This window comes from Burkholderia sp. HI2761, assembly GCF_002223355.1.
In the GTDB taxonomy this organism is placed as follows: Bacteria; Pseudomonadota; Gammaproteobacteria; order Burkholderiales; family Burkholderiaceae; genus Burkholderia.
This window is the reverse complement of sequence record NZ_NKFN01000007.1, coordinates 192971-212818: the sequence shown is the minus strand read 5'-3', so window position 1 is coordinate 212818 and position 19848 is coordinate 192971. Positions and strand designations below refer to the sequence as shown.

The window sequence follows — 19848 nt, the reverse complement described above, 5'->3', positions numbered from 1 at the left end:
GCCCGGTCCTTGCTGTTATCGGGCATTCCATCAGGAGGCCGTTCATGAGCAATACGCATCTTCAGAGCGCCGGCGCGAAATTCCGCGCGGCAGTCGCGGCGGAGCAGCCGCTGCAGGTGGTCGGCGCGATCACCGCGTACGCGGCCAAGATGGCGCAGGCCGTCGGCTTCAAGGCCGTCTACCTGTCGGGCGGCGGCGTCGCCGCGAACTCGCTCGGCATTCCCGATCTCGGCATCAGCACGATGGAAGACGTGCTGATCGACGCGACCCGGATCACCAACGCGACCGACCTGCCGCTGCTGGTCGACATCGACACGGGCTGGGGCGGCGCATTCAACATCGCGCGCACGGTCCGCTCGTTCATCAACGCCGGCGTCGCGGCCGTGCACCTGGAGGACCAGGTCGGCCAGAAGCGCTGCGGCCACCGCCCGGGCAAGGAAGTCGTGCCGATCGAGGAAATGGTCGATCGCGTGAAGGCCGCGGTCGATGCGCGTACCGACGATCAGTTCGTGATCATGGCGCGTACCGACGCGGCCGCCGCGGAAGGGATCGACTCGGCGATCGAGCGCGCGGTCGCGTACGTCGAAGCCGGCGCCGACATGATCTTCCCGGAAGCGATGAAGACGCTCGACGACTACCGCCGCTTCAAGGCGGCCGTGAAGGTGCCGATCCTCGCGAACCTGACCGAATTCGGCTCGACGCCGCTGTTCACGGTCGACGAGCTGCGCGAGGCGAACGTCGACATCGCGCTGTACTGCTGCGGTGCGTATCGCGCGATGAACAAGGCCGCGCTGAACTTCTACGAAACGCTGCGCCGCGACGGCACGCAGAAGGCAGCCGTGCCGACGATGCAGACGCGCGCCGAGCTGTACGACTTCCTCGGCTATCACGAATACGAGCGCAAGCTCGACGAACTGTTCGCGCAGGGCAAGAAGTAACGCGGCCCGCACCCCCCGATACCCATTGGAGAAGGAAAACATGAGCGAGACGAAAGACGCAGCAGCACCGGCCGCCGCAGGCGCATTCAAGCCGAAGAAGTCGGTGGCGCTGTCGGGCGTGACGGCAGGCAACACCGCGCTGTGCACGGTCGGCAAGACCGGCAACGACCTGCACTATCGCGGCTACGACATTCTCGACGTCGCCGAATCGTGCGAATTCGAGGAAATCGCGCATCTGCTCGTGCACGGCACGCTGCCGAACATGACCGAACTGGCCGCCTACAAGACCAAGCTGCGCGCGCTGCGCGGCCTGCCGAGCGCACTGAAGGCCGCACTCGAACAGATTCCGGCGTCGGCCCACCCGATGGACGTGATGCGCACGGGCGTGTCGGTGCTCGGCACCGTGCTGCCGGAAAAGGACGACCACAACCTGCCGGGCGCGCGCGACATCGCCGATCGCCTGATGGCGTCGCTCGGCTCGATGCTGCTGTACTGGTATCACTTCTCGCACAACGGCAAGCGCATCGAGACGGAAACCGACGACGACTCGATCGGGGGCCACTTCCTGCACCTGCTGCACGGCAAGACGCCGTCGAAGTCGTGGGTCGAGGCGATGCACACGTCGCTGATCCTGTACGCGGAGCACGAATTCAACGCGTCGACGTTCACGGGCCGCGTGATCGCGGGCACGGGCTCGGACATCTACTCGGCGATCACCGGCGCGATCGGCGCGCTGCGCGGGCCGAAGCACGGCGGCGCGAACGAAGTCGCGTATGAAATCCAGAGCCGCTACAGCTCGCCGGACGACGCCGAAGCCGACATCCGCCGCCGCGTCGAGAACAAGGAAGTCGTGATCGGCTTCGGCCACCCGGTCTACACGATCTCCGATCCGCGCAACAAGGTGATCAAGGGCGTCGCGCACAAGCTGTCGAAGGAAGCGGGCGACCTGAAGCTGTACGGCATCGCCGAGCGCCTCGAAGCGGTGATGTGGGACGCGAAGAAGATGTTCCCGAACCTCGACTGGTTCAGCGCGGTGTCGTATCACATGATGGGCGTGCCGACCGCGATGTTCACGCCGCTGTTCGTGATCTCGCGCACGTCGGGCTGGAGCGCGCACATCATCGAGCAACGCATCGACAACAAGATCATCCGCCCGAGCGCGAACTACACGGGCCCGGAAGACCTGCAGTTCGTGCCGATCGAGAAGCGCTGAAACGCCTGCCGCGCGCACCGGCGCCCGTGATGCGGGCGGCCTGCGCGCGCGGCACGTCATCCCCCGAATTCCCGCCCCACATCATGAATACCGCCAACCGCAAACCCCTGCCCGGCACGTCGCTGGACTATTTCGACGCGCGTGCCGCGGTCGACGCGATCGCGCCCGGCGCCTACGACACGCTGCCGTACACGTCGCGCGTGCTCGCCGAAAACCTCGTGCGCCGCTGCGATCCGGCGATCCTCGCCGAGTCGCTGAAGCAGATCATCGAGCGCAAGCGCGAACGCGATTTTCCGTGGTTCCCGGCGCGCGTGGTATGCCACGACATCCTCGGGCAGACGGCGCTCGTCGATCTCGCCGGCCTGCGCGACGCGATCGCGGACGGCGGCGGCGATCCGGCGAAGGTGAACCCGGTCGTGCCGGTGCAATTGATCGTCGATCACTCGCTCGCCGTCGAATGCGGCGGCTTCGATCCGGACGCGTTCGCGAAGAACCGCGCGATCGAGGATCGCCGCAACGAGGATCGCTTCCACTTCATCGAGTGGACGAAGAAGGCGTTCGAGAACGTCGACGTGATCCCGCCGGGCAACGGCATCATGCACCAGATCAATCTCGAGAAGATGTCGCCGGTGATCCAGGCGCAGGACGGCGTCGCGTACCCGGACACCTGCGTCGGCACCGACAGCCACACGCCGCACGTCGACGCGCTCGGCGTGATCGCGATCGGCGTCGGCGGGCTCGAAGCCGAGAACGTGATGCTCGGCCGCGCGTCGTGGATGCGCCTGCCGGACATCGTCGGCGTCGAGCTGACCGGCAAGCGCCAGCCCGGCATCACCGCGACCGACGTCGTGCTCGCGCTGACCGAGTTCCTGCGCAAGGAAAAGGTGGTCGGCGCGTACCTGGAGTTCCGCGGCGAAGGCGCGGCGAGCCTGACGCTCGGCGATCGCGCGACGATCTCGAACATGGCGCCCGAATACGGCGCGACGGCCGCGATGTTCTTCATCGACGGCCAGACGATCGACTACCTGCGCCTCACCGGCCGCAGCGACGAGCAGGTGAAGCTCGTCGAGACCTACGCGAAGGCGGCCGGCCTGTGGGCCGATACGCTGGCCAACGCGCAATACGAGCGCACGCTGACGTTCGACCTGTCGAGCGTCGTGCGCAACATGGCCGGCCCGTCGAACCCGCACAAGCGGCTGCCGACGTCCGATCTGGCCGCGCGCGGGATCGCCGGCCGGTGGGAAGAGAAGCCGGGCGAGATGCCCGACGGCGCGGTGATCATCGCCGCGATCACGAGCTGCACGAACACCAGCAACCCGCGCAACGTGATCGCGGCGGCCTTGCTCGCGCGCAACGCGAATGCGAAGGGCCTCACGCGCAAGCCGTGGGTGAAGAGCTCGCTCGCGCCGGGCTCGAAGGCGGTCGAGCTGTATCTGGAAGAAGCGAACCTGCTGCCCGAACTCGAGAAGCTCGGCTTCGGCATCGTCGCGTTCGCGTGCACGACCTGCAACGGGATGTCGGGCGCGCTCGATCCGAAGATCCAGCAGGAGATCGTCGATCGCGACCTGTACGCGACGGCCGTGCTGTCCGGCAACCGCAACTTCGACGGCCGCATTCATCCGTATGCGAAGCAGGCGTTCCTCGCATCGCCGCCGCTCGTGGTCGCGTATGCGATCGCCGGCACGATCCGCTTCGACATCGAGCAGGACGTGCTCGGTCACGACCACGACGGCAAGCCCGTCACGCTGAAGGACATCTGGCCGACCGACGAGGAGATCGATGCGATCGTCGCGTCGAGCGTGAAGCCCGAGCAGTTCCGCAAGGTCTACGAGCCGATGTTCGCGCGCAGCGCCGACGCGGGCGAGCGCGCGGCGCCGCTCTACGACTGGCGCGCGCAGAGTACGTACATCCGCCGTCCGCCGTACTGGGAAGGCGCGCTTGCCGGCGAGCGCACGTTGAAGGGCATGCGCCCGCTCGCGGTGCTCGGCGACAACATCACGACCGACCACCTGTCGCCGTCGAACGCGATCCTGCTGGACAGCGCGGCCGGCGAGTACCTCGCGAAGATGGGCCTGCCGGAAGAAGACTTCAATTCGTACGCGACGCACCGGGGAGACCACCTGACCGCGCAGCGCGCGACCTTCGCGAATCCGACGCTGATCAACGAGATGGCGGTGGTCGACGGCGCGGTGAAGAAGGGCTCGCTCGCGCGCGTCGAGCCGGAAGGCAAGGTCATGCGGATGTGGGAAGCGATCGAGACGTACATGAATCGCAAGCAGCCGCTGATCGTCGTGGCCGGCGCCGACTACGGCCAGGGCTCGTCGCGCGACTGGGCCGCGAAGGGCGTGCGGCTCGCGGGCGTCGAGGCGATCGCCGCCGAAGGCTTCGAGCGGATCCACCGCACCAATCTGATCGGGATGGGCGTGCTGCCGCTCGAGTTCAAGCCCGGCACCAACCGGACGACGCTCGGCATCGACGGCACCGAGACCTTCGACGTGATCGGCGAGCGCACGCCGCGCGCCGACCTGACGCTCGTGATTCACCGCAGGAACGGCGAGCGTGTCGAGGTGCCGATGACGTGCCGGCTCGATACGGCCGAGGAAGTGTCGATCTACGAGGCGGGCGGCGTGCTGCAGCGTTTCGCGCAGGACTTCCTCGAATCGTCGCAGGCGGCCTGAACGGCGCACATTGGGAACACAGACATGGCTCACATTCCTCAAATCAGGATTCCCGCCACGTACATGCGCGGCGGCACCAGCAAGGGCGTGTTCTTCCGGCTGCAGGATCTGCCGGATGCCGCGCAGGCGCTCGGCGCCGCGCGCGACGCGCTGCTGCTGCGCGTGATCGGCAGCCCCGATCCGTACGGCAAGCAGATCGATGGGATGGGCGGCGCGACGTCGTCCACCAGCAAGACGGTGATCGTGTCGAAGAGCACGCGGCCGGGCCACGACGTCGACTACCTGTTCGGTCAGGTCGCGATCGACAAGGCATTCGTCGACTGGACCGGCAATTGCGGCAACCTGTCGGCGGCGGTCGGCCCGTTCGCGATCAGCGGCGGGCTCGTCGATCCGGCACGCGTGCCGCGCGACGGCGTCGCGACCGTGCGGATCTGGCAGGCGAACATCGGCAAGACGATCGTTGCGCACGTGCCGATCGTGAACGGCGCGGTGCAGGAAACGGGCGACTTCGAACTGGACGGCGTCACGTTCCCGGCCGCCGAGGTGCAGCTCGAATTCATGGACCCGGCCGCCGAGGAAGAAGGCGCGGGCGGCTCGATGTTCCCGACCGGCAACCTCGTCGACGATCTGGCCGTGCCGGGCGTCGGCACGCTGAAGGCGACGATGATCAACGCGGGCATCCCGACGATCTTCGTCGAGGCGGAAGCGATCGGCTATACGGGCACGGAGTTGCAGGACGCGATCAACGGCGACGCGAAGGCGCTCGAGAAGTTCGAGACGATCCGCGCGCACGGTGCGTTGCGGATGGGCCTGATCGACACGCTCGACGAAATCGCGACGCGGCAGCACACGCCAAAGATCGCGTTCGTCGCGAAGCCGGCCGACTACGTCGCGTCGAGCGGCAAGCACGTGAAGGCGGGCGACGTCGACCTGCTGGTGCGCGCGATGTCGATGGGCAAGCTGCATCACGCGATGATGGGCACGGCGGCGGTCGCGATCGGCACGGCCGCGGCGATCCCCGGCACGCTCGTCAATCTCGCGGCGGGCGGCGGCGAACGCAACGCGGTGCGCTTCGGCCATCCGTCGGGCACGCTGCGCGTCGGCGCGGAGGCGCGGCGCGAGAACGGCGAGTGGACCGTCACGAAGGCGATCATGAGCCGCAGCGCGCGCGTGTTGATGGAAGGCTGGGTGCGGGTGCCGGGGGATGCGTTCTGATGCATCCGCATCGCTCGGATGCAGGGGCATGCGGCAGCTGACTTTCCCGCTTCGCCGGTTCCATGACCGGCGAAGCCGGGCGGGCCAACCGCGATGCGGGGGCCTGCGTGCAATGCGCGTTCTTCGAACCCGTCATGCAGCATGGAGGGCACAGGCCACGTTGCGATCGACACGCGCTACGCGTTGACACCGCCGGCCCGGCGCGGCACATTGCTCCGCGTTCGCAGTCCGCGCGATCCGCCCCGACATCCCATTCACGCGCTTTCTCGGCGCGTTCCTGATACTCACCTCCCGTTTGCACGCCGGTATCGGATCCATCAGGTCCGACATCGATCTGAACGGACTCCCTTCCAGCTCGATCGGTTGCGCGACGCGGCTCGCGCAACCGCGATATTCCGGGACGATCCGATACGAGAGGAAATTCCGGTCATGAATGACCGGGAACTTAAAATATCTTTATCGTGGAAAACGATTCCAATCCTTAATCGGATGTCCGGTAACGCTGGCGTTTTATTTGCGACGTCGATTCGATTTGACTCAATATGCATTCGAGTCCGGTGTATCGAATTGTGATATAAGCAACAATTCTGTCGGAAATTTCGACCATAAATACCGCGGCCGACAGCATCGTATTTAACTGACCACACCTACCCGGCGGCGAAAATGACACGACCGGGCCGATGGATTCGGATCCTGCTCTCACGCCGCGAGAGAAAGAAGTCCTGGATCTGCTGTGCCGCGGATTCAGCAACAAGGCCATTGCCGTTCACCTCGGAATCGGACTCGATACCACGCGACGCCACGTGAGCCGTGTCAAGCGGAAGACCGGCGTCCGATCCGTCATCGCATTGCCGGGCCTCGATCTTCCTGATGGCCCCGAGTGGCTGGATCGACTCAATATGAGCGGCATCCGCCTGAGTCCGGCCGAATCCCGCGTGCTGCGACTGCTTTGCCAGGGGCACGGCAGCAAGCAGATCGCACGCGTACTGCAAATCAGTCCCCGCACCGTCGACAAGCATCGCGAGCATTTACTGGATAAATGCCGCTGCGAATCGACACGTCAACTGGTGGCTTGGGTCGCCGGTCAATACGCGAAATGTGGCATGGCCAATTCGTCGGGCGAATCCTAATCTGACTCCATGTGCTGCACATTCGAATTGGTGAATTAATTTCTCAATCGTTTTGAAATTGGAAACGACTGCATTTACCGGTGAATAAGTATCTTGCCGTTTTGCGCGCGTCGCTCGCCGTACGCAAGAAGTTTATTTTCAGCGAGCTATTCGAGGGGATCAGAAAATGAGCATTCTGAAAATTTGCCGTTGGCCGAAAGTTGGCGTCAGCTGGGACGTGATTACGGAAGGTACCGGGGAACTGAAGAAAAAGCCCGGCGAGAAATTCTCCGTGACCGGGGTGAACAAGGACGGCCTCAGAACCGAAAACACGTACTACGTCTATCAGGGCTCGCATTCCGACCAGGGCCAGAAGGTCGTGTGCAAGAGCCTCAGTTCGACCGGCAACGTGGCCGAATTCCAGGTACAGGCGCAGGTCTTCCTGGCCGAGGAATACGGCGCGCTCGTCCAGACGTTCCAAAACGTCCTGGCGGCCGCGACCAAGACCGTCGACATCGGGATCGGCAAGAAGGACTTCGCGACGCTCAAGCAAGCCGGCTACAACCTGTGCTTCGCGAAAAAGGTCGGGGACGCCGACTACAACATCGTCTGGCGCGCGTCATTCGAGTATCTCGAAGACAACGAGTTCTCGTGGACACCGATTTACCAGATCTTCGGGACAAACCGGTATCAGGACGGCATCACGGTCAAGGCGTCGACCAAGAAGGTCGCGATCGGCCTTGGGGAGATCATCATTCTCGACAAGTACGGCCAGTTCGGAGCGCCTTCGACGGGCGGTGACCCGACTGCGATCAACATGGAGAACGACTACGGCGACATCCATCCCGGCATCTGCCAGCTGAGTACTGGCGTCGACGGCGAAGCTGTCAGCACGCCGATCTACGTCGCGCCCGACGTGATGGTGTCGGGAGAAGCGTCGTTCACGCCGATCGAGAAAGTACTCGTGTGGTTCGAGCAGAACATCCAGACGTCGACGATCTTCTCGAAGGCGCGGTCGCGGAGCATCGAGATCGACCTCACGAATACGAATTCGACGGGGCGAGTCTACGAAGGGGGACAGTGGAAAACGCCGTAACCCGTCCGTGATCGGACGGGTGACCAGCCGTTACGTCGAGATCGATCTCTCCGACGTTTCGACGGCGACCCGGGTGTATGAGGGCCAGTCCTGGGTCGTATCCTGACTGCAGGGGCCGGCGTCGTTTCGCCGGCCTCTTTGTGCATCGTTTCGCCGATTCGGGCTGGTTGCCTTTGGGGCGCGAAAGCAGGTCAAAATACGCGAATCAGACGAACACTCGTTCCTGCGGCGACAGCTCGTCCGCCTGCTTCCATCACATTCCCACGAGGTCGCCATGCCATTGAACGCGCCGCTTTCCGGCATCCACATCGTCGAATTCGAAGGCCTCGGCCCCGGCCCGCTCGCGGGCTGGATGCTCGCCGGAATGGGCGCGCGCATCACGCTGATCTCACGCCCGGCCGGCCGCACCAGCGCCCCGGACGCGCTACGGGCCCGCGACGGCGACCTGCTGCGCGAAGGCAAGACGATCGTCGAACTCGACCTGAAGGCGCCGGCCGGCCGCGACGCCGCGCTCGACTTGATCGCGCGGGCCGATGCGCTGATCGAGGGGCTGCGGCCCGGCGTGATGGAGCGGCTCGGCCTCGGGCCCGATGCTTGCGCGCGCCGCAATCCGAAGCTCGTCTACGGACGCATGACGGGCTGGGGCCAGCACGGCCCGCTCGCGGGCGCGGCCGGGCACGACCTGAACTACGTCGCGCTGACCGGGCTGCTGTCGCTGTCCGCGCCGCGCGACGGCCGGCCGGGCGTGCCGCCGACCGTCGTCGGCGATGCGGGCGGCGCGCTCGGGCTCGCGTTCGGGATCGTCTGCGCGTTGCTCGACGTGCGCGGCGGCGGGCCGGGGCGCGTGGTCGACGGCGCGATCGTCGACATCGTCTCGATGCTCGGGTCGCTCGCGTTGTGGGCACGCGCGAACGGGCAGCTCGACGGCACGCAGCCGAGCCTGTTCCACGACGCGCCGTTCTACGACGTGTATCGCTGCGCGGACGGCGAATGCGTGACGATCGGTGCGCTCGAGCCGCCGTTCTATGCGTTGCTGGTCGAACGGCTCGGGCTGACCGACCTCGATCCCGCGTCGCAGTATGACCGCGCGCACTGGCCTGCGCTGAAGGCGCGTTTCGCGGAGGTGTTCGCGCAGCAGCCGTTCGCGCACTGGCGCGCGCTGCTCGAAGGCACCGACGCGTGTTTCGCGCCGGTGCTGAGCGTGGCCGATGCGGCCGTGCATCCGCACAACGCGGCACGCGGGATCTATCGGACGGATGAGCACGGGAACGTGCGGGCGCGGGTGGCGCCGCAGTTTTTGCCGCTGGCGGGGGACGACGCGGCCTAGCGGCGCGACGCGGGCGTCAAGCGGCCGCGATATCGTGCGCGGGCCGCTCGGGCCGTTCTCACGCCGTTTCTTCCGGCCTGTCCGGCACCTTGCCGTCGCCGACGCGGTTGATCGTGCCTTGCGCGATCGCGACGAGGCGCTCGTGATCGCCGTCGATGACGAACACGTGACACTGGCACGTCGCCTGGTGCCGGCCCGCGTAGACGAGCTTCGCGCGGGCGACGAGCGTGCCGTTCACGGCCGGCCGCAGGTAGTTGATCTTGTATTCGGCGGTGATCACGCGCGGGCCGAGCACGAGCGCGCCGGCGAACGTCAGCGCGTTGTCCGCGAGATAGCTGATGACGCCGCCGTGCACGAAGCCGTGCTGCTGCCGCAGTTCCTCGCGCACGGGCAGACACAGCGACACTTCGTTGTCGCCGATATGCATCAGCTGCGTGCCCAGCAGCATGCTGAACGGTTGCGCGCGCAATGCCCCGCGCGCGTGGTCCGTGATGTCGGTCATTGAACTTCCTTAGAAATGAGTGCCCGCTTGCGCTGAACTCTAGGAAGGGGGCTTCGGATAAGCAAGGAAATTCGTCCGCGTTTCGGGCAAATTCCGGTGCGATGCGACGCGATTATTGCGTCGAATGCTCAAGATCTCCGCGTTTGCGGGCGATTCGGCGCGAATGCGCGCGCGAACCGCGCGATTGACCTGCGTTGCCGGCAATCCGCCTAAAGTCCGACGAAGAAATGCCGCTAATGCCGGGGCATCGCTCATCGTCCGCTCTCCAGGAATCCCCCATGTTCGGAAAAATCAAGCTCGCGTCGGGTCTGCTCGGCGTGTTGACCGTGTTCTGCCTCTTCCTGTTCGCGATCGAAGCGCTCGGCTTCTGGACGCTCGCGTCGACGCGCAGCGGCGTCGACGATCTGTCGAACGTCGCGATCGCGCAGGTCGGCGCGGCCAGCCGGGCGACCGAGCAACTGCTCGACGCGCGCATCAACCTGTCGCGTGCCGGCACGCGGATGGTGCGCGGCGGCCCGAAGCCCGAGGACATCATCCGCCATGCGGGCGCGTCGCTCGCGGAAGCGGACAAGGCGTTCGCCGTGCTGACGGCCGCGCAGCCGGTCGACGATACCAACCGCGCGCGTGTCGCGGCGCTCACCGAGCGCTATCGTGCGCTGCGCGGCGCGCTGGGCGAACTCGTGCAGTTTCTCGACGCCGACAACATCCAGGCGTTCCTCGACCAGCCGACCCAGGGCTTCCAGGACAAGTACATCGCCGAGCTGCATCGCTTCACCGACTATGGCGGCACCTCGAGCCGCGCGGCGCTCGACACCATCGACGGCGGCATGCTGTGGTTCAAGTCGGTCGGCATCGTGCTGCTGGTGGCGATGCTCGCGGCGAGCGCCGCGATCTACGCGGCCGCGCGGCGTGCGGTCGTCGCGCCGCTGGAGCAGGCCGGCCGCCATTTCGAGCGGATCGCGCAGGGCCGTCTCGACGAAGCCGTGCAGGCGGGCGGCGTGTTCGAGATCGACCGGATGCTGCGCGGCCTCGCCACGATGCAGACGAGCATCGCGGGCACCGTGCGCACGGTGCGCCACGCGTCCGATGCGATCCATCTCGGCGCGGGCGAGATCGCCGGCGGCAACGCCGATCTGTCGGCGCGCACGGGCACGCAGGCTGCTTCGCTCGAGGAAACCGCCGCGAGCATGGAGGAACTGACCGCGACCGTCCGGCAGAACACCGACAGCGCCCGTGCGGCGAGCGCGCTGGCCGACGCGGCGCTCGAAGCGACGAGCCACGGCGGTGGCGTGGTCGACAGCGTGATCGACCGGATGCGCGGCATCGCGCATAGCTCGGGGCGGATCGCGGAAATCATCTCGGTGATCGACGGCATCGCGTTCCAGACCAACATTCTCGCGCTGAACGCGGCGGTCGAGGCCGCGCGGGCCGGCGAACAGGGGCGCGGCTTCGCGGTGGTTGCCGGCGAAGTGCGCTCGCTCGCGCAGCGCAGCGCGCAATCGGCGAAGGAGATCAAGGCGCTGATCGAGGATTCGGTCGCGCAGATCAACGGCGGCGCGGAGCTCGTCGAGCGCGCCGGCGACGCGATGCGCACGGTGTCGGCGTCGATCACGCGGGTCGTGCAGACGATGTCGGAGATCACGGCGGCGTCGGTCGAGCAGAGCGTCGGGATCGAGCAGGTGAACCAGGCCGTCACGCAGATGGATCAGCTCACGCAGCAGAACGCGGCGCTGGTCGAGGAAGTCGCTGCGGCCGCTGCGTCACTGAACGACCAGACCGCGCACCTGATGCAGGCGGTGTCGGTGTTCGAACTGGGCGATGGACGCGCCGCACGCGGCGAACGCGCGGCGCCGTCGTTCGCCGATGCGGGTTACGCGCCGGCCGGCAGCGCCGCGTAGGCGGTCGCGAGGTGGTAAGGCGTCGTCGACGGCATGTCGGCGCGCGACACCTGGCCATCCGCCGTCTTGCACTCGAACCAGCCGCGCGGATGCAGGAAGCGCGCGGCGAAGCGCTCGATTTGCCGCGCGAGCGGTGCCGAGGCCGGCGTGCCGCCGTGCGTCGCGAGCGCGCGCAGGTATTCGGTCTGCGCCCAGATCCGCTGCGTGCCGTCGATGCATGCGCCTTGCGCGTTGAGCGCCGCGCAGACGCCGCCCGTTTGCGCATCGACGCCGTATTGCTCGGCGAACGCGAACGCGCGCGACAGCGCGGCGGGGAGCCCGGTTTGCGCGAGCCGCGCGCCGGCCGCGTCGACCAGATAGAACCACTCGAATTGATGGCCGGGCTCGAAACGGTTGTCGGCCGCCCCGAGCGGCAACTCGGCCACGCAGCCGGTCGCCGCATCGACGAACGTGTGCTCGACGGCCTGCGCGGTGCGGGCGAGCGCATCGTCGAACGCCGGGTCGCCGAACGCATCGGCGGCCGCGAGCCACGCTTCGGTCAGATGCATCAGCGGATTCTGCAGCGCACCGCTGCCGGATGACGAGAAATCGGCGTGGCGCGCGGCATCGAGCAGGGCGTCGCCCTGGCGCGGCGCGAAGCGGTCCTGGATCAGCGCGGCGGTTTCTTCCGCCACCGTCCGCGCGGCGGCGTCGCGCGACGCCGCATGCCATGCGGCGCACGCGAACACGATGAACGCGTGCGTATAGAGATCCTTGGTCGTATCGAGCGGCGCGCCCTGCGCGTCGACGCTGTAGATCCAGCCGCCGTGGCGCGGGTCGCGAAAGCGCCGGCACAGCGCATCGAACAGCGTCGCCGCATGCGCGAGGTCGCCGGCCTGCGCGAACACGAACAGTTGCCTCGCGCACGCCATTGCGCGATAACGGGTCACGGGCAGCGGCGCGTGGGTGGCCGGATCGACGGCCTCGAACGGCAGTTGCAAGGCTGGGTCGAACCCTGAACCCCGCCAGATCGGCAAGACGACGTGCGCGAAATGGTGGCGCAGTTGGGCGGCCTGAGCGGAAGCGGAGTCGGAAACGGACATGGCGGGGTTGAGCGCTTGGATCGAAACGTGTCGGCGGGCCCGGAGAATCGGCGCGGCCGGGGCCAAGGATAAAACATTCCGCGCGGCCGGCACCAAAAAAGGAGAGAAATCGGATGCTCAGCAACCTGGAACTCGTGATGCGGCTCGTTCTCGCGGCGGCGCTCGGCAGCGTCATCGGCTTCGAGCGCGAGCGCCTCTCGTGGGCGGCCGGCCTGCGCACGCACATGCTGGTGTGCGTGGGCTCGACGCTGATCATGATCGTGTCGGCGTTCGGTTTCGCCGACGTACTCGGCAGCAGCGACCACGTCGTGCTCGATCCGTCGCGGATCGCCGCGCAGGTCGTGTCGGGCATCGGCTTCCTCGGTGCGGGCTCGATTCTGCTGCGCGGCGAGATCGTGCGCGGGCTGACGACGGCCGCGAGCCTGTGGTCGGTCGCCGCGATCGGCCTCGCGGTGGGCGGCGGGCTCTATGTCGCGTCGATTTCGGCGACGATCATCATCCTGATCATCCTGGCCGGCATCAAGCCGCTGGAGCGGCGTTATTTCACGGTGCGCCAGCGGCGCCAGCTTGCGTTGACGGTTGCGAGCGGCACGCTGACGTTCGATTCGCTGCACGCGGCGCTCGGTCCCGACAGTGCGCGTGTGAAGCAGTTCATCGTGCAGCGCGCCGACGACACGGGCGAGCAGGACGAGGTGCGCATCGCGCTGGCGCGGGTGTCGGAGCTCGAATACAAGGCGATCTGCGACAAGCTGCGCGCGCTGCCGGGCGTCACGCGTTTCGACGGCGGGAGTGGGCTCGCGGGCGACGAATAGCGTGAATCGATTGCAGGGCGTGCGACAATGGCCGACCACCGATTCCGTTCGACATCCGGGTCCGCGCCTGCGGGCCCCGCTATCCGATTTCCATGACCGAATCCGTTTCCACGCCACGCTCCCGTTCCCGTTCCACCCGTTCGTCGGCCCGTTCGCGCCAGCGCTCGGCCGCTGCCGCAGGCAGCACGTCCGCAAGGGCGACGGCACGATCCGGCGGCGCACCGGCCGGCGACGGGCCGCGCGACGAACGGACGCTCGACCTGTTCGGCGATCCGGTGCTGGAGCCGGGCGAGCGCATGCCGGTTGCGGCGCGCGATGAAGCGGTCGAGGAAGCCGATGCGGCGGCCGGTGCCGACGACGGGCGACAAGCCACGCTCGACGGTTTCATCCCGCCTGCGGATGCGGTTGCGGCAACGCATGCGGAAACTGAAGGTACGGTGGCGACGGATGGGGGGATCGCGGCCGTTTCGGCACCTGAAGTCGCTATGGCCGCGATCGTTGACGGCGCATCCGCGGCGGGTCTTGCAGCGAAGGCAGCCGATTTGCCGGCGGGCGATGGCGGCGTGACGCGGATCGATGCGCCCGGGGGTGACGACGCCGCGAACGCGGAGACGAAGCGGCAAGCCGCCGATGGCGCCGTGACGCAAGCGGCGGAATCGCAAGCGGCAGATGGCGAAGTCGCGCAGCCTGTCGTCGAGGCGGCAGTCGTCAAATCCCGCGAAGGGAAATCTTCGGGCGACGCGGTGAAGGAGCGCCGCTCGTCGTCGGGCGGCAAGCGCCGGGCGGCTGCCGGGGCCCACGAAGCGGCGGCGACGCAAACCGTATCGGTTGCGACGAGCGTCGACGCGAAGCCGGAAGCGGTTGAATCGAACCCGCCGCCCGGCCTCGCCGCGCCGGTGGGACCGCTGACGCCGGCACAGCCGGCACCTTCGCCCGAACCGGCGATCGCCCCGCCTTCCGCGAAGCCCCGCGACACGGCCCGGCAACCCGACGCTTCGCCGTCGCCGGTTGCGCAGCCGGTGGCATCCGCCGCGTCGTTCGTGACCAAGCCGTCGTCGGAGCGTACCCAACCGGCCGCGCCAGCCTTCGATCCGGACACGCACCTGAGCCCGCTGACCGACCGGCTCGCCGTGCTGCAGTCCGACGTGGACGGCCTGACGCGCACGGCCGATCGCGAGATGCGCCGCGTCAACCGCTTGCTGCTCGCGCTGGCTGTCGTCGTGCTGGCGGGGCTCGTCGCGCTGGTGCTGCAAACGCGGCAGATCGCGCATCTGAAGCAGGACGTAGCCACCAAGCAGCAACGGATCGATCGCCTCGCGGCCGATCTGTCGACGCAGCAGGCCACGCTGATGACGCTCGAGGAGCACCACGAAGCGCTGCTGTCGCAAGTCGACCGGCTTCAGCGCAACGCGAACCGCGAGGCGGCCGTCGCGAAGCGGGTTCGTCGCACTCGTTAATCGTTTCGACCCTATCCTGGGAGCGTGACGGAGCAAGGATCGCGGTTCCGCATCGGCGATCGGCTATCACGCGCGTGCGGCAAACCGATGCAGCTTACTGGCGGAGTTCAGGGAAAACCCTTAGAATGGAGGCAGTTTAAGGGAAAACCCTAGTCTTATCTGTCAGGAGTCTCACATGAGCTTCATCTTCGCCCTGCTGCAAAAAATCGACGACCTGTTCGTGTCCCCGCACCTGCCGCTCGACGCCGAATACTCGTACGCCGCACGTCACGCCGAAGCCGAGCGCGTGCGCCGTGCCCACCTCGTGCCGATCGTTCTGTATCGTCGCTGATTCGCTGATTCGCTGATTCGCTGATTCGCTGATTCGCTGATTCGGCGCGGCGTCCGCCGCACCTGCCTGCCCGTTTTTCCACCGCCGCATCGCGCGCCGGTGCGACAGTCCCGCTACACTGGAAGTCCGATTCCGTTCACGGCGACCGGGCCATGCTGCAGATGCGGCCGATGACGGCCGGCGAATTCCACGCGTACCGCACGCGAGCCATCGACGGCTACGCGCGCGATCTCGTTTCCTCCGGACAAAATGCCGTCGAAGCCGCCGCCGATCGTGCGCGCGCCTGTTTCGACACGCTGCTGCCGGACGGCCTGCTGAGTGCCGGCCAGACCCTCGTCACGCTCATCGACGGCGCCAGCGGCGACCCGGTGGGCGACCTCTGGTACGCGATCGTCCCCGAAGGGCCGAACCGCACACTGTTCATCTACGACCTCGACATCGTCCCGTCCCGGCGTCGCCAGGGCTGGGCCACGCGCGCGCTCGATGCGCTCGACGCCGAGGCGCGCCGGTACGGTGTCACCGAGATCGGGTTGTCGGTGTTCAACCACAACGCGGCGGCGCGTGCGCTGTATCGCGCGTGCGGCTTCGCGCCGATCACCACGACGTTGATCAAACCGATCGTGTCGGACTGAATCCGCCGGCCCGCGATGCGTGGCAGACGTGCTGCCGGTGCGGCATGCCGGGTAGCCGACCGACGTCGGCACGCCTACCGATCCTTCCTGTTGATCGAGCGTCGAGCGCCGGACGGCCGGTTCGATCATCCGGCATTCATCGCCTGCCGCATCACCGCGCGCGGCCTTTCCATCTCCGCAGCAGCAACGCGTTGGTCACGACGCTGACGCTGGAAAACGCCATCGCCGCGCCCGCGATCACCGGGTTCAGCAACCCGAACGCCGCGAGCGGCACGCCGACCAGGTTGTACACGAACGCCCAGAACAGGTTCTGCTGGATCTTGCGGTACGTGCGTCTGGAGATGTCGATCGCGTCGGCGACGAGCGCCGGGTCGCCGCGCATCAGCGTGATGCCGGCTGTGTGCATCGCGACGTCCGTGCCGGTCGCCATCGCGATGCCGACGTCCGCCGCGGCGAGCGCGGGCGCGTCGTTGATCCCGTCGCCGACCATCGCGACGATCCCGCCGTGCGTGCGCTTCAGCTCGGCGACGACGCGTGCCTTGTCGTCGGGCAGGACCTCCGCGTGCACTTCGCCGATGCCGAGCGCCGCCGCGACGGCCGCCGCGCTGCCGCGATTGTCGCCCGTCACGAGTGCGCTCGCGACGCCGCGCGCCGACAACGCCGCGATCGCGTCGCGGGCGCCCGGCTTCACGGTGTCGCCGAATGCGATCAGCGCGAGCACCGCGCGCGGCGCATCGGCACGCATCAGCCACGAGATCGTGTTGCCGGCGCTCTCGAGTTCCGCCGCACGGGCGTCGAGCGCCGGCGGTACCGCGATGCCGAGTTCGTCGCGCCAGCGCGTGCTGCCGAGTGCGAGCCGCTGCCCGCCCACATGCGCTTCCACGCCGCGCCCGGGCACCGCCCGCGCATCGATCGCGACGACCGACTCGGCGGCGGCGCCATGTGCGGCCAGGTCCGCGTCATGCGCGGCGACCACCGCACGCGCGAGCGGATGGTCGCTCTGGCGCTGCACGGCCGCCGCGAGCGCGAGCGCTTCGTCGCGCGGCACGCCGACGGCGTCGAACGCCGTCACGGACGGTTTGCCTTCGGTCAGCGTGCCGGTCTTGTCGAACGCGATCACGGTCGTGCGCTGCGCGAGCTCGAGCGCCTGCGCGTCCTTGATCAACACGCCGTGCCGGGCCGCGACGCCGGTGCCGGCCATGATCGCGGCGGGCGTCGCGAGGCCGAGCGCGCACGGGCACGCGATCACGAGCACCGCGACCGCGTTGAGGATCGCGGTTTCCGTCCCGGCGCCGGCGATCAGCCAGCCGACCAGCGTCAGCACGGCGATGCCGAGGATCGCCGGCACGAACACCTCGCTCACGCGATCGACAAGCCGCTGGATCGGCGCCTTCTCGGCCTGCGCGGATTCGACGAGGCGGATGATGCGCGCGAGCGTTGTTTCCGCGCCGATCGCGGTGGTTTCGACGACGAGCGCGCCTTCGCCGTTGATCGAGCCGGCCGTGACGGCGTCGCCGTCGTCCTTCGGCACGGGCAGGCTTTCGCCGGTGATCAACGATTCGTCGATGTGCGAGCGGCCCGTCACGATCTGGCCGTCGACGGGCACGCGCTCGCCCGGCCGGATGCTGACGTGCGTGCCGACGCGCACCTGCGCCAGCGGCACGTCGCGTTCGACGCCGTGCTCGACGACGCGCGCGCGGTCGGGGCGCAGCGCGTTCAGCGCGCGGATCGCCTCGGTGGTCTGGCGCTTCGCGCGCGATTCGAGCCACTTGCCGAAGCGCACGAGCGTGACGATGACGGCCGACGCTTCGAAATACAGATGGCCGGGATGCGCGGGATCGCGCAGCAGCATCCACAGGCTCAGCCCGTACGCGGCCGACGTGCCGAGCGCGACGAGCAGATCCATGTTGCCGGTGCGCGCCTTTACCGCATGCCAGGCCGCGCGGTAGAAGCGCGCGCCGAAGCCGAACTGCACGATCGACGCGAGCACGAGCTGGAGCCAGCCGGGCAGCATCCAGTCGATGCCGAACGGCGCGGCGAGCATCGGCGCGACGAGCGGCGCGCTCAGCACGGCGGCCCCGATCACGAGGTTGCGTTCGCGAATCGCTTCGCGGCGCTTGCGTGCGTCGGGGTCCTGCGCGGGGCTGGCCGGTTGTAGGCCGGTGCCGGTCGTTTCGCCGGCGGGAAGCGACGCAGGGTAGCCGGCCGAGGTGACTGCCGCAATCAGCGTGGCGGCGTCGAGTGCGCCGGCGCCGTGCACCGATGCACGCTCGGTCGCGAGATTGACCGTCGCGCGCGCGACGCCCGGCACGGCGGCCAGCGCTTTCTCGACGCGGCCGGCGCAGGACGCGCAGGTCATGCCGCCGATGTCGAGTTCGATGTCGGCGGCAGCGGACGTGACGGCAGGCGTGGCGATGGCAGCCGGTGTCGCGTCGTAGCCGGCCTGTTTCACCGCTTCGGCAAGCTGCGCGGCGGAGACGTCGGCTGACGCGTCGATCGTCGCGCGCTCGGTCGCGAGGTTGACCGATGCGCGCGTGACACCCGGCACCTTGGCAAGCGCCTTCTCGACGCGCGACACGCAGGACGCGCAGGTCATGCCGTCGATGTCGAGTTTGATGCTGGCGGGCGGGGCGGTGGTGACGGCCGGTACGGCGGTGTCCGACACCGTCGGCGTCGCACCATAGCCGGCTTGCTTCACGGCATCCGCCAATTGCGCGGCGGAAACGCCGGCCGACGTATCGACCGTCGCGCGTTCGGTCGCGAGGTTGACCGATGCGCGTGTGACGCCGGGCACCTTCGCGAGCGCCTTCTCCACGCGCGACACGCACGACGCACATGTCATCCCGTCGATATCGAGTTCGATCGTCGCGGCGGCAGCCGGCGCAGGCGATGTTGCCGCGCGTGGCGCGTTCGCCGAAGGCGCGGCCGCGACGGCTTCGACCGCCGCTTCGCGCACCGCTGCGCGGTAGCCGGCCTCGCGGACGGCGTCGACGAGCCGATCGGGCTCGACCGTCTCCTGCGCGGTGACGGTTGCCGCATGCGTATCGAGATCGACCGCCGCATCGACGACGCCCGGCACGGCGGCCAGCGCGCGCTGCACGCGGCCCGTGCAGCCGCCGCAATGCATGCCGTCGACGCTCAGTTCGATCGTTTGCAGCGCCGCGGAGGCAAGTGGTTCAGTCATGTCGGATTCCCCAAAGGCGCGGTTCGTGCCGCGAATGGTTCCAGTATCAACATTCCCATGATGGTAAGGTCAAGCGCCGGCGACGATGCGACGCATGTCGATGCACACAGGTTGTCACAACATGGAAAAGTGAGCGCCCGCCTTCCAGACGGACAGCCGGGCGAGCGTGCCGGGCGTGCGCGTACGCGCTCAGGCGCGGAGCCTGGCGCTCGCGAGGCGAGCGAGGGCCGATGCTTTCCTGGTCTGTTTCGGTTTTTTGCCGAATCCCGTGAAATATTTCAGATTTTTTGACGGGTTGGCTAGCGTTTTACCCTTTATTCGGCATATTGGGGGATGCCCTTAGGCGCTATGATACCGGCCTGACATCAGCGCCC

The 19848-nt window shown here is 67.7% G+C and carries 15 protein-coding genes; 12 read left to right on the top strand and 3 right to left on the bottom strand.

The features are described 5' to 3' along the window. Positions 1 to 44 precede the first annotated feature (44 nt). The 7 genes from prpB to CFB46_RS18440 all read left to right on the top strand — a co-directional run bounded on the left by prpB (position 45) and on the right by CFB46_RS18440 (position 9576). A complete protein-coding gene (gene prpB / locus CFB46_RS18470; protein ID WP_027781672.1) occupies positions 45 to 938 on the top strand; it encodes a methylisocitrate lyase in 894 nt (297 codons plus the stop codon). A 40-nt stretch (positions 939 to 978) separates the two neighbouring features. Next, on the top strand, positions 979 to 2151 hold the full coding sequence (gene prpC, locus CFB46_RS18465; protein WP_027781671.1) for a bifunctional 2-methylcitrate synthase/citrate synthase: 1173 nt from the start codon (positions 979 to 981) through the stop codon (positions 2149 to 2151). 83 nt (positions 2152 to 2234) lie between these two features. Next, positions 2235 to 4829 (top strand): Fe/S-dependent 2-methylisocitrate dehydratase AcnD, encoded by a 2595-nt coding sequence (gene acnD / locus CFB46_RS18460; RefSeq protein WP_089500772.1) that lies wholly within the window; start codon positions 2235 to 2237, stop codon positions 4827 to 4829. A gap of 24 nt (positions 4830 to 4853) precedes the next feature. Next, on the top strand, positions 4854 to 6044 hold the full coding sequence (prpF, locus tag CFB46_RS18455) for a 2-methylaconitate cis-trans isomerase PrpF (RefSeq protein ID WP_089500771.1): 1191 nt from the start codon (positions 4854 to 4856) through the stop codon (positions 6042 to 6044). Positions 6045 to 6724: 680 nt separating this feature from the next. Then, complete coding sequence (locus CFB46_RS18450; protein WP_089500770.1) at positions 6725 to 7174, top strand: LuxR family transcriptional regulator; 450 nt, start codon at positions 6725 to 6727, stop codon at positions 7172 to 7174. Between the two features lie 166 nt (positions 7175 to 7340). After that, complete coding sequence (locus CFB46_RS18445; protein WP_089500769.1) at positions 7341 to 8249, top strand: hypothetical protein; 909 nt, start codon at positions 7341 to 7343, stop codon at positions 8247 to 8249. A gap of 274 nt (positions 8250 to 8523) precedes the next feature. Next, positions 8524 to 9576, top strand: coding sequence for a CaiB/BaiF CoA transferase family protein (locus CFB46_RS18440; RefSeq protein ID WP_089500768.1), 1053 nt, complete (start codon positions 8524 to 8526; stop codon positions 9574 to 9576). A gap of 58 nt (positions 9577 to 9634) precedes the next feature. Here the strand turns inward: CFB46_RS18440 and CFB46_RS18435 are convergent, their stop codons facing one another. Further along, the gene (locus CFB46_RS18435) at positions 9635 to 10078 is read right to left on the bottom strand and encodes a PaaI family thioesterase (protein ID WP_027781667.1); all 444 of its coding nucleotides are present in this window, start codon (positions 10076 to 10078) and stop codon (positions 9635 to 9637) included. A 278-nt stretch (positions 10079 to 10356) separates the two neighbouring features. On the opposite strand from CFB46_RS18435, the gene CFB46_RS18430 reads away from it, so the two are divergent. Beyond that, on the top strand, positions 10357 to 11976 hold the full coding sequence (locus tag CFB46_RS18430) for a methyl-accepting chemotaxis protein (RefSeq protein WP_089500767.1): 1620 nt from the start codon (positions 10357 to 10359) through the stop codon (positions 11974 to 11976). On the opposite strand, the gene CFB46_RS18425 is transcribed toward CFB46_RS18430, so the two are convergent. Further along, positions 11949 to 13058 carry an AGE family epimerase/isomerase gene (locus CFB46_RS18425; protein ID WP_089500766.1) on the bottom strand — a complete coding sequence of 370 codons (1110 nt, stop codon included), beginning with the start codon at positions 13056 to 13058 and terminating at the stop codon, positions 11949 to 11951. The genes CFB46_RS18430 and CFB46_RS18425 overlap by 28 nt on opposite strands. A gap of 113 nt (positions 13059 to 13171) precedes the next feature. Here CFB46_RS18425 and CFB46_RS18420 point away from each other — a divergent pair, with 113 nt between their 5' ends. From CFB46_RS18420 to CFB46_RS18410, 4 genes are all read left to right on the top strand, one after another. After that, positions 13172 to 13870: an MgtC/SapB family protein gene (locus CFB46_RS18420; protein WP_089500765.1), complete on the top strand. Its 699-nt coding sequence runs from the start codon at positions 13172 to 13174 to the stop codon at positions 13868 to 13870. 92 nt (positions 13871 to 13962) lie between these two features. Beyond that, a complete protein-coding gene (locus tag CFB46_RS18415) occupies positions 13963 to 15327 on the top strand; it encodes a flagellar hook-length control protein FliK (protein WP_089500764.1) in 1365 nt (454 codons plus the stop codon). A gap of 175 nt (positions 15328 to 15502) precedes the next feature. Next, entirely contained in the window at positions 15503 to 15658 is a 156-nt protein-coding gene (locus tag CFB46_RS35955) for a hypothetical protein (protein WP_162838117.1), read from the top strand. A gap of 152 nt (positions 15659 to 15810) precedes the next feature. Further along, the gene (locus CFB46_RS18410; protein ID WP_089500763.1) at positions 15811 to 16290 is read left to right on the top strand and encodes a GNAT family N-acetyltransferase; all 480 of its coding nucleotides are present in this window, start codon (positions 15811 to 15813) and stop codon (positions 16288 to 16290) included. A gap of 151 nt (positions 16291 to 16441) precedes the next feature. Here CFB46_RS18410 and CFB46_RS18405 read toward each other — a convergent pair whose 3' ends face one another. After that, positions 16442 to 19474, bottom strand: a complete 3033-nt coding sequence (locus CFB46_RS18405) for a heavy metal translocating P-type ATPase (protein ID WP_089500762.1) — start codon at positions 19472 to 19474, stop codon at positions 16442 to 16444. Between the last annotated feature and the right edge of the window lie 374 nt (positions 19475 to 19848).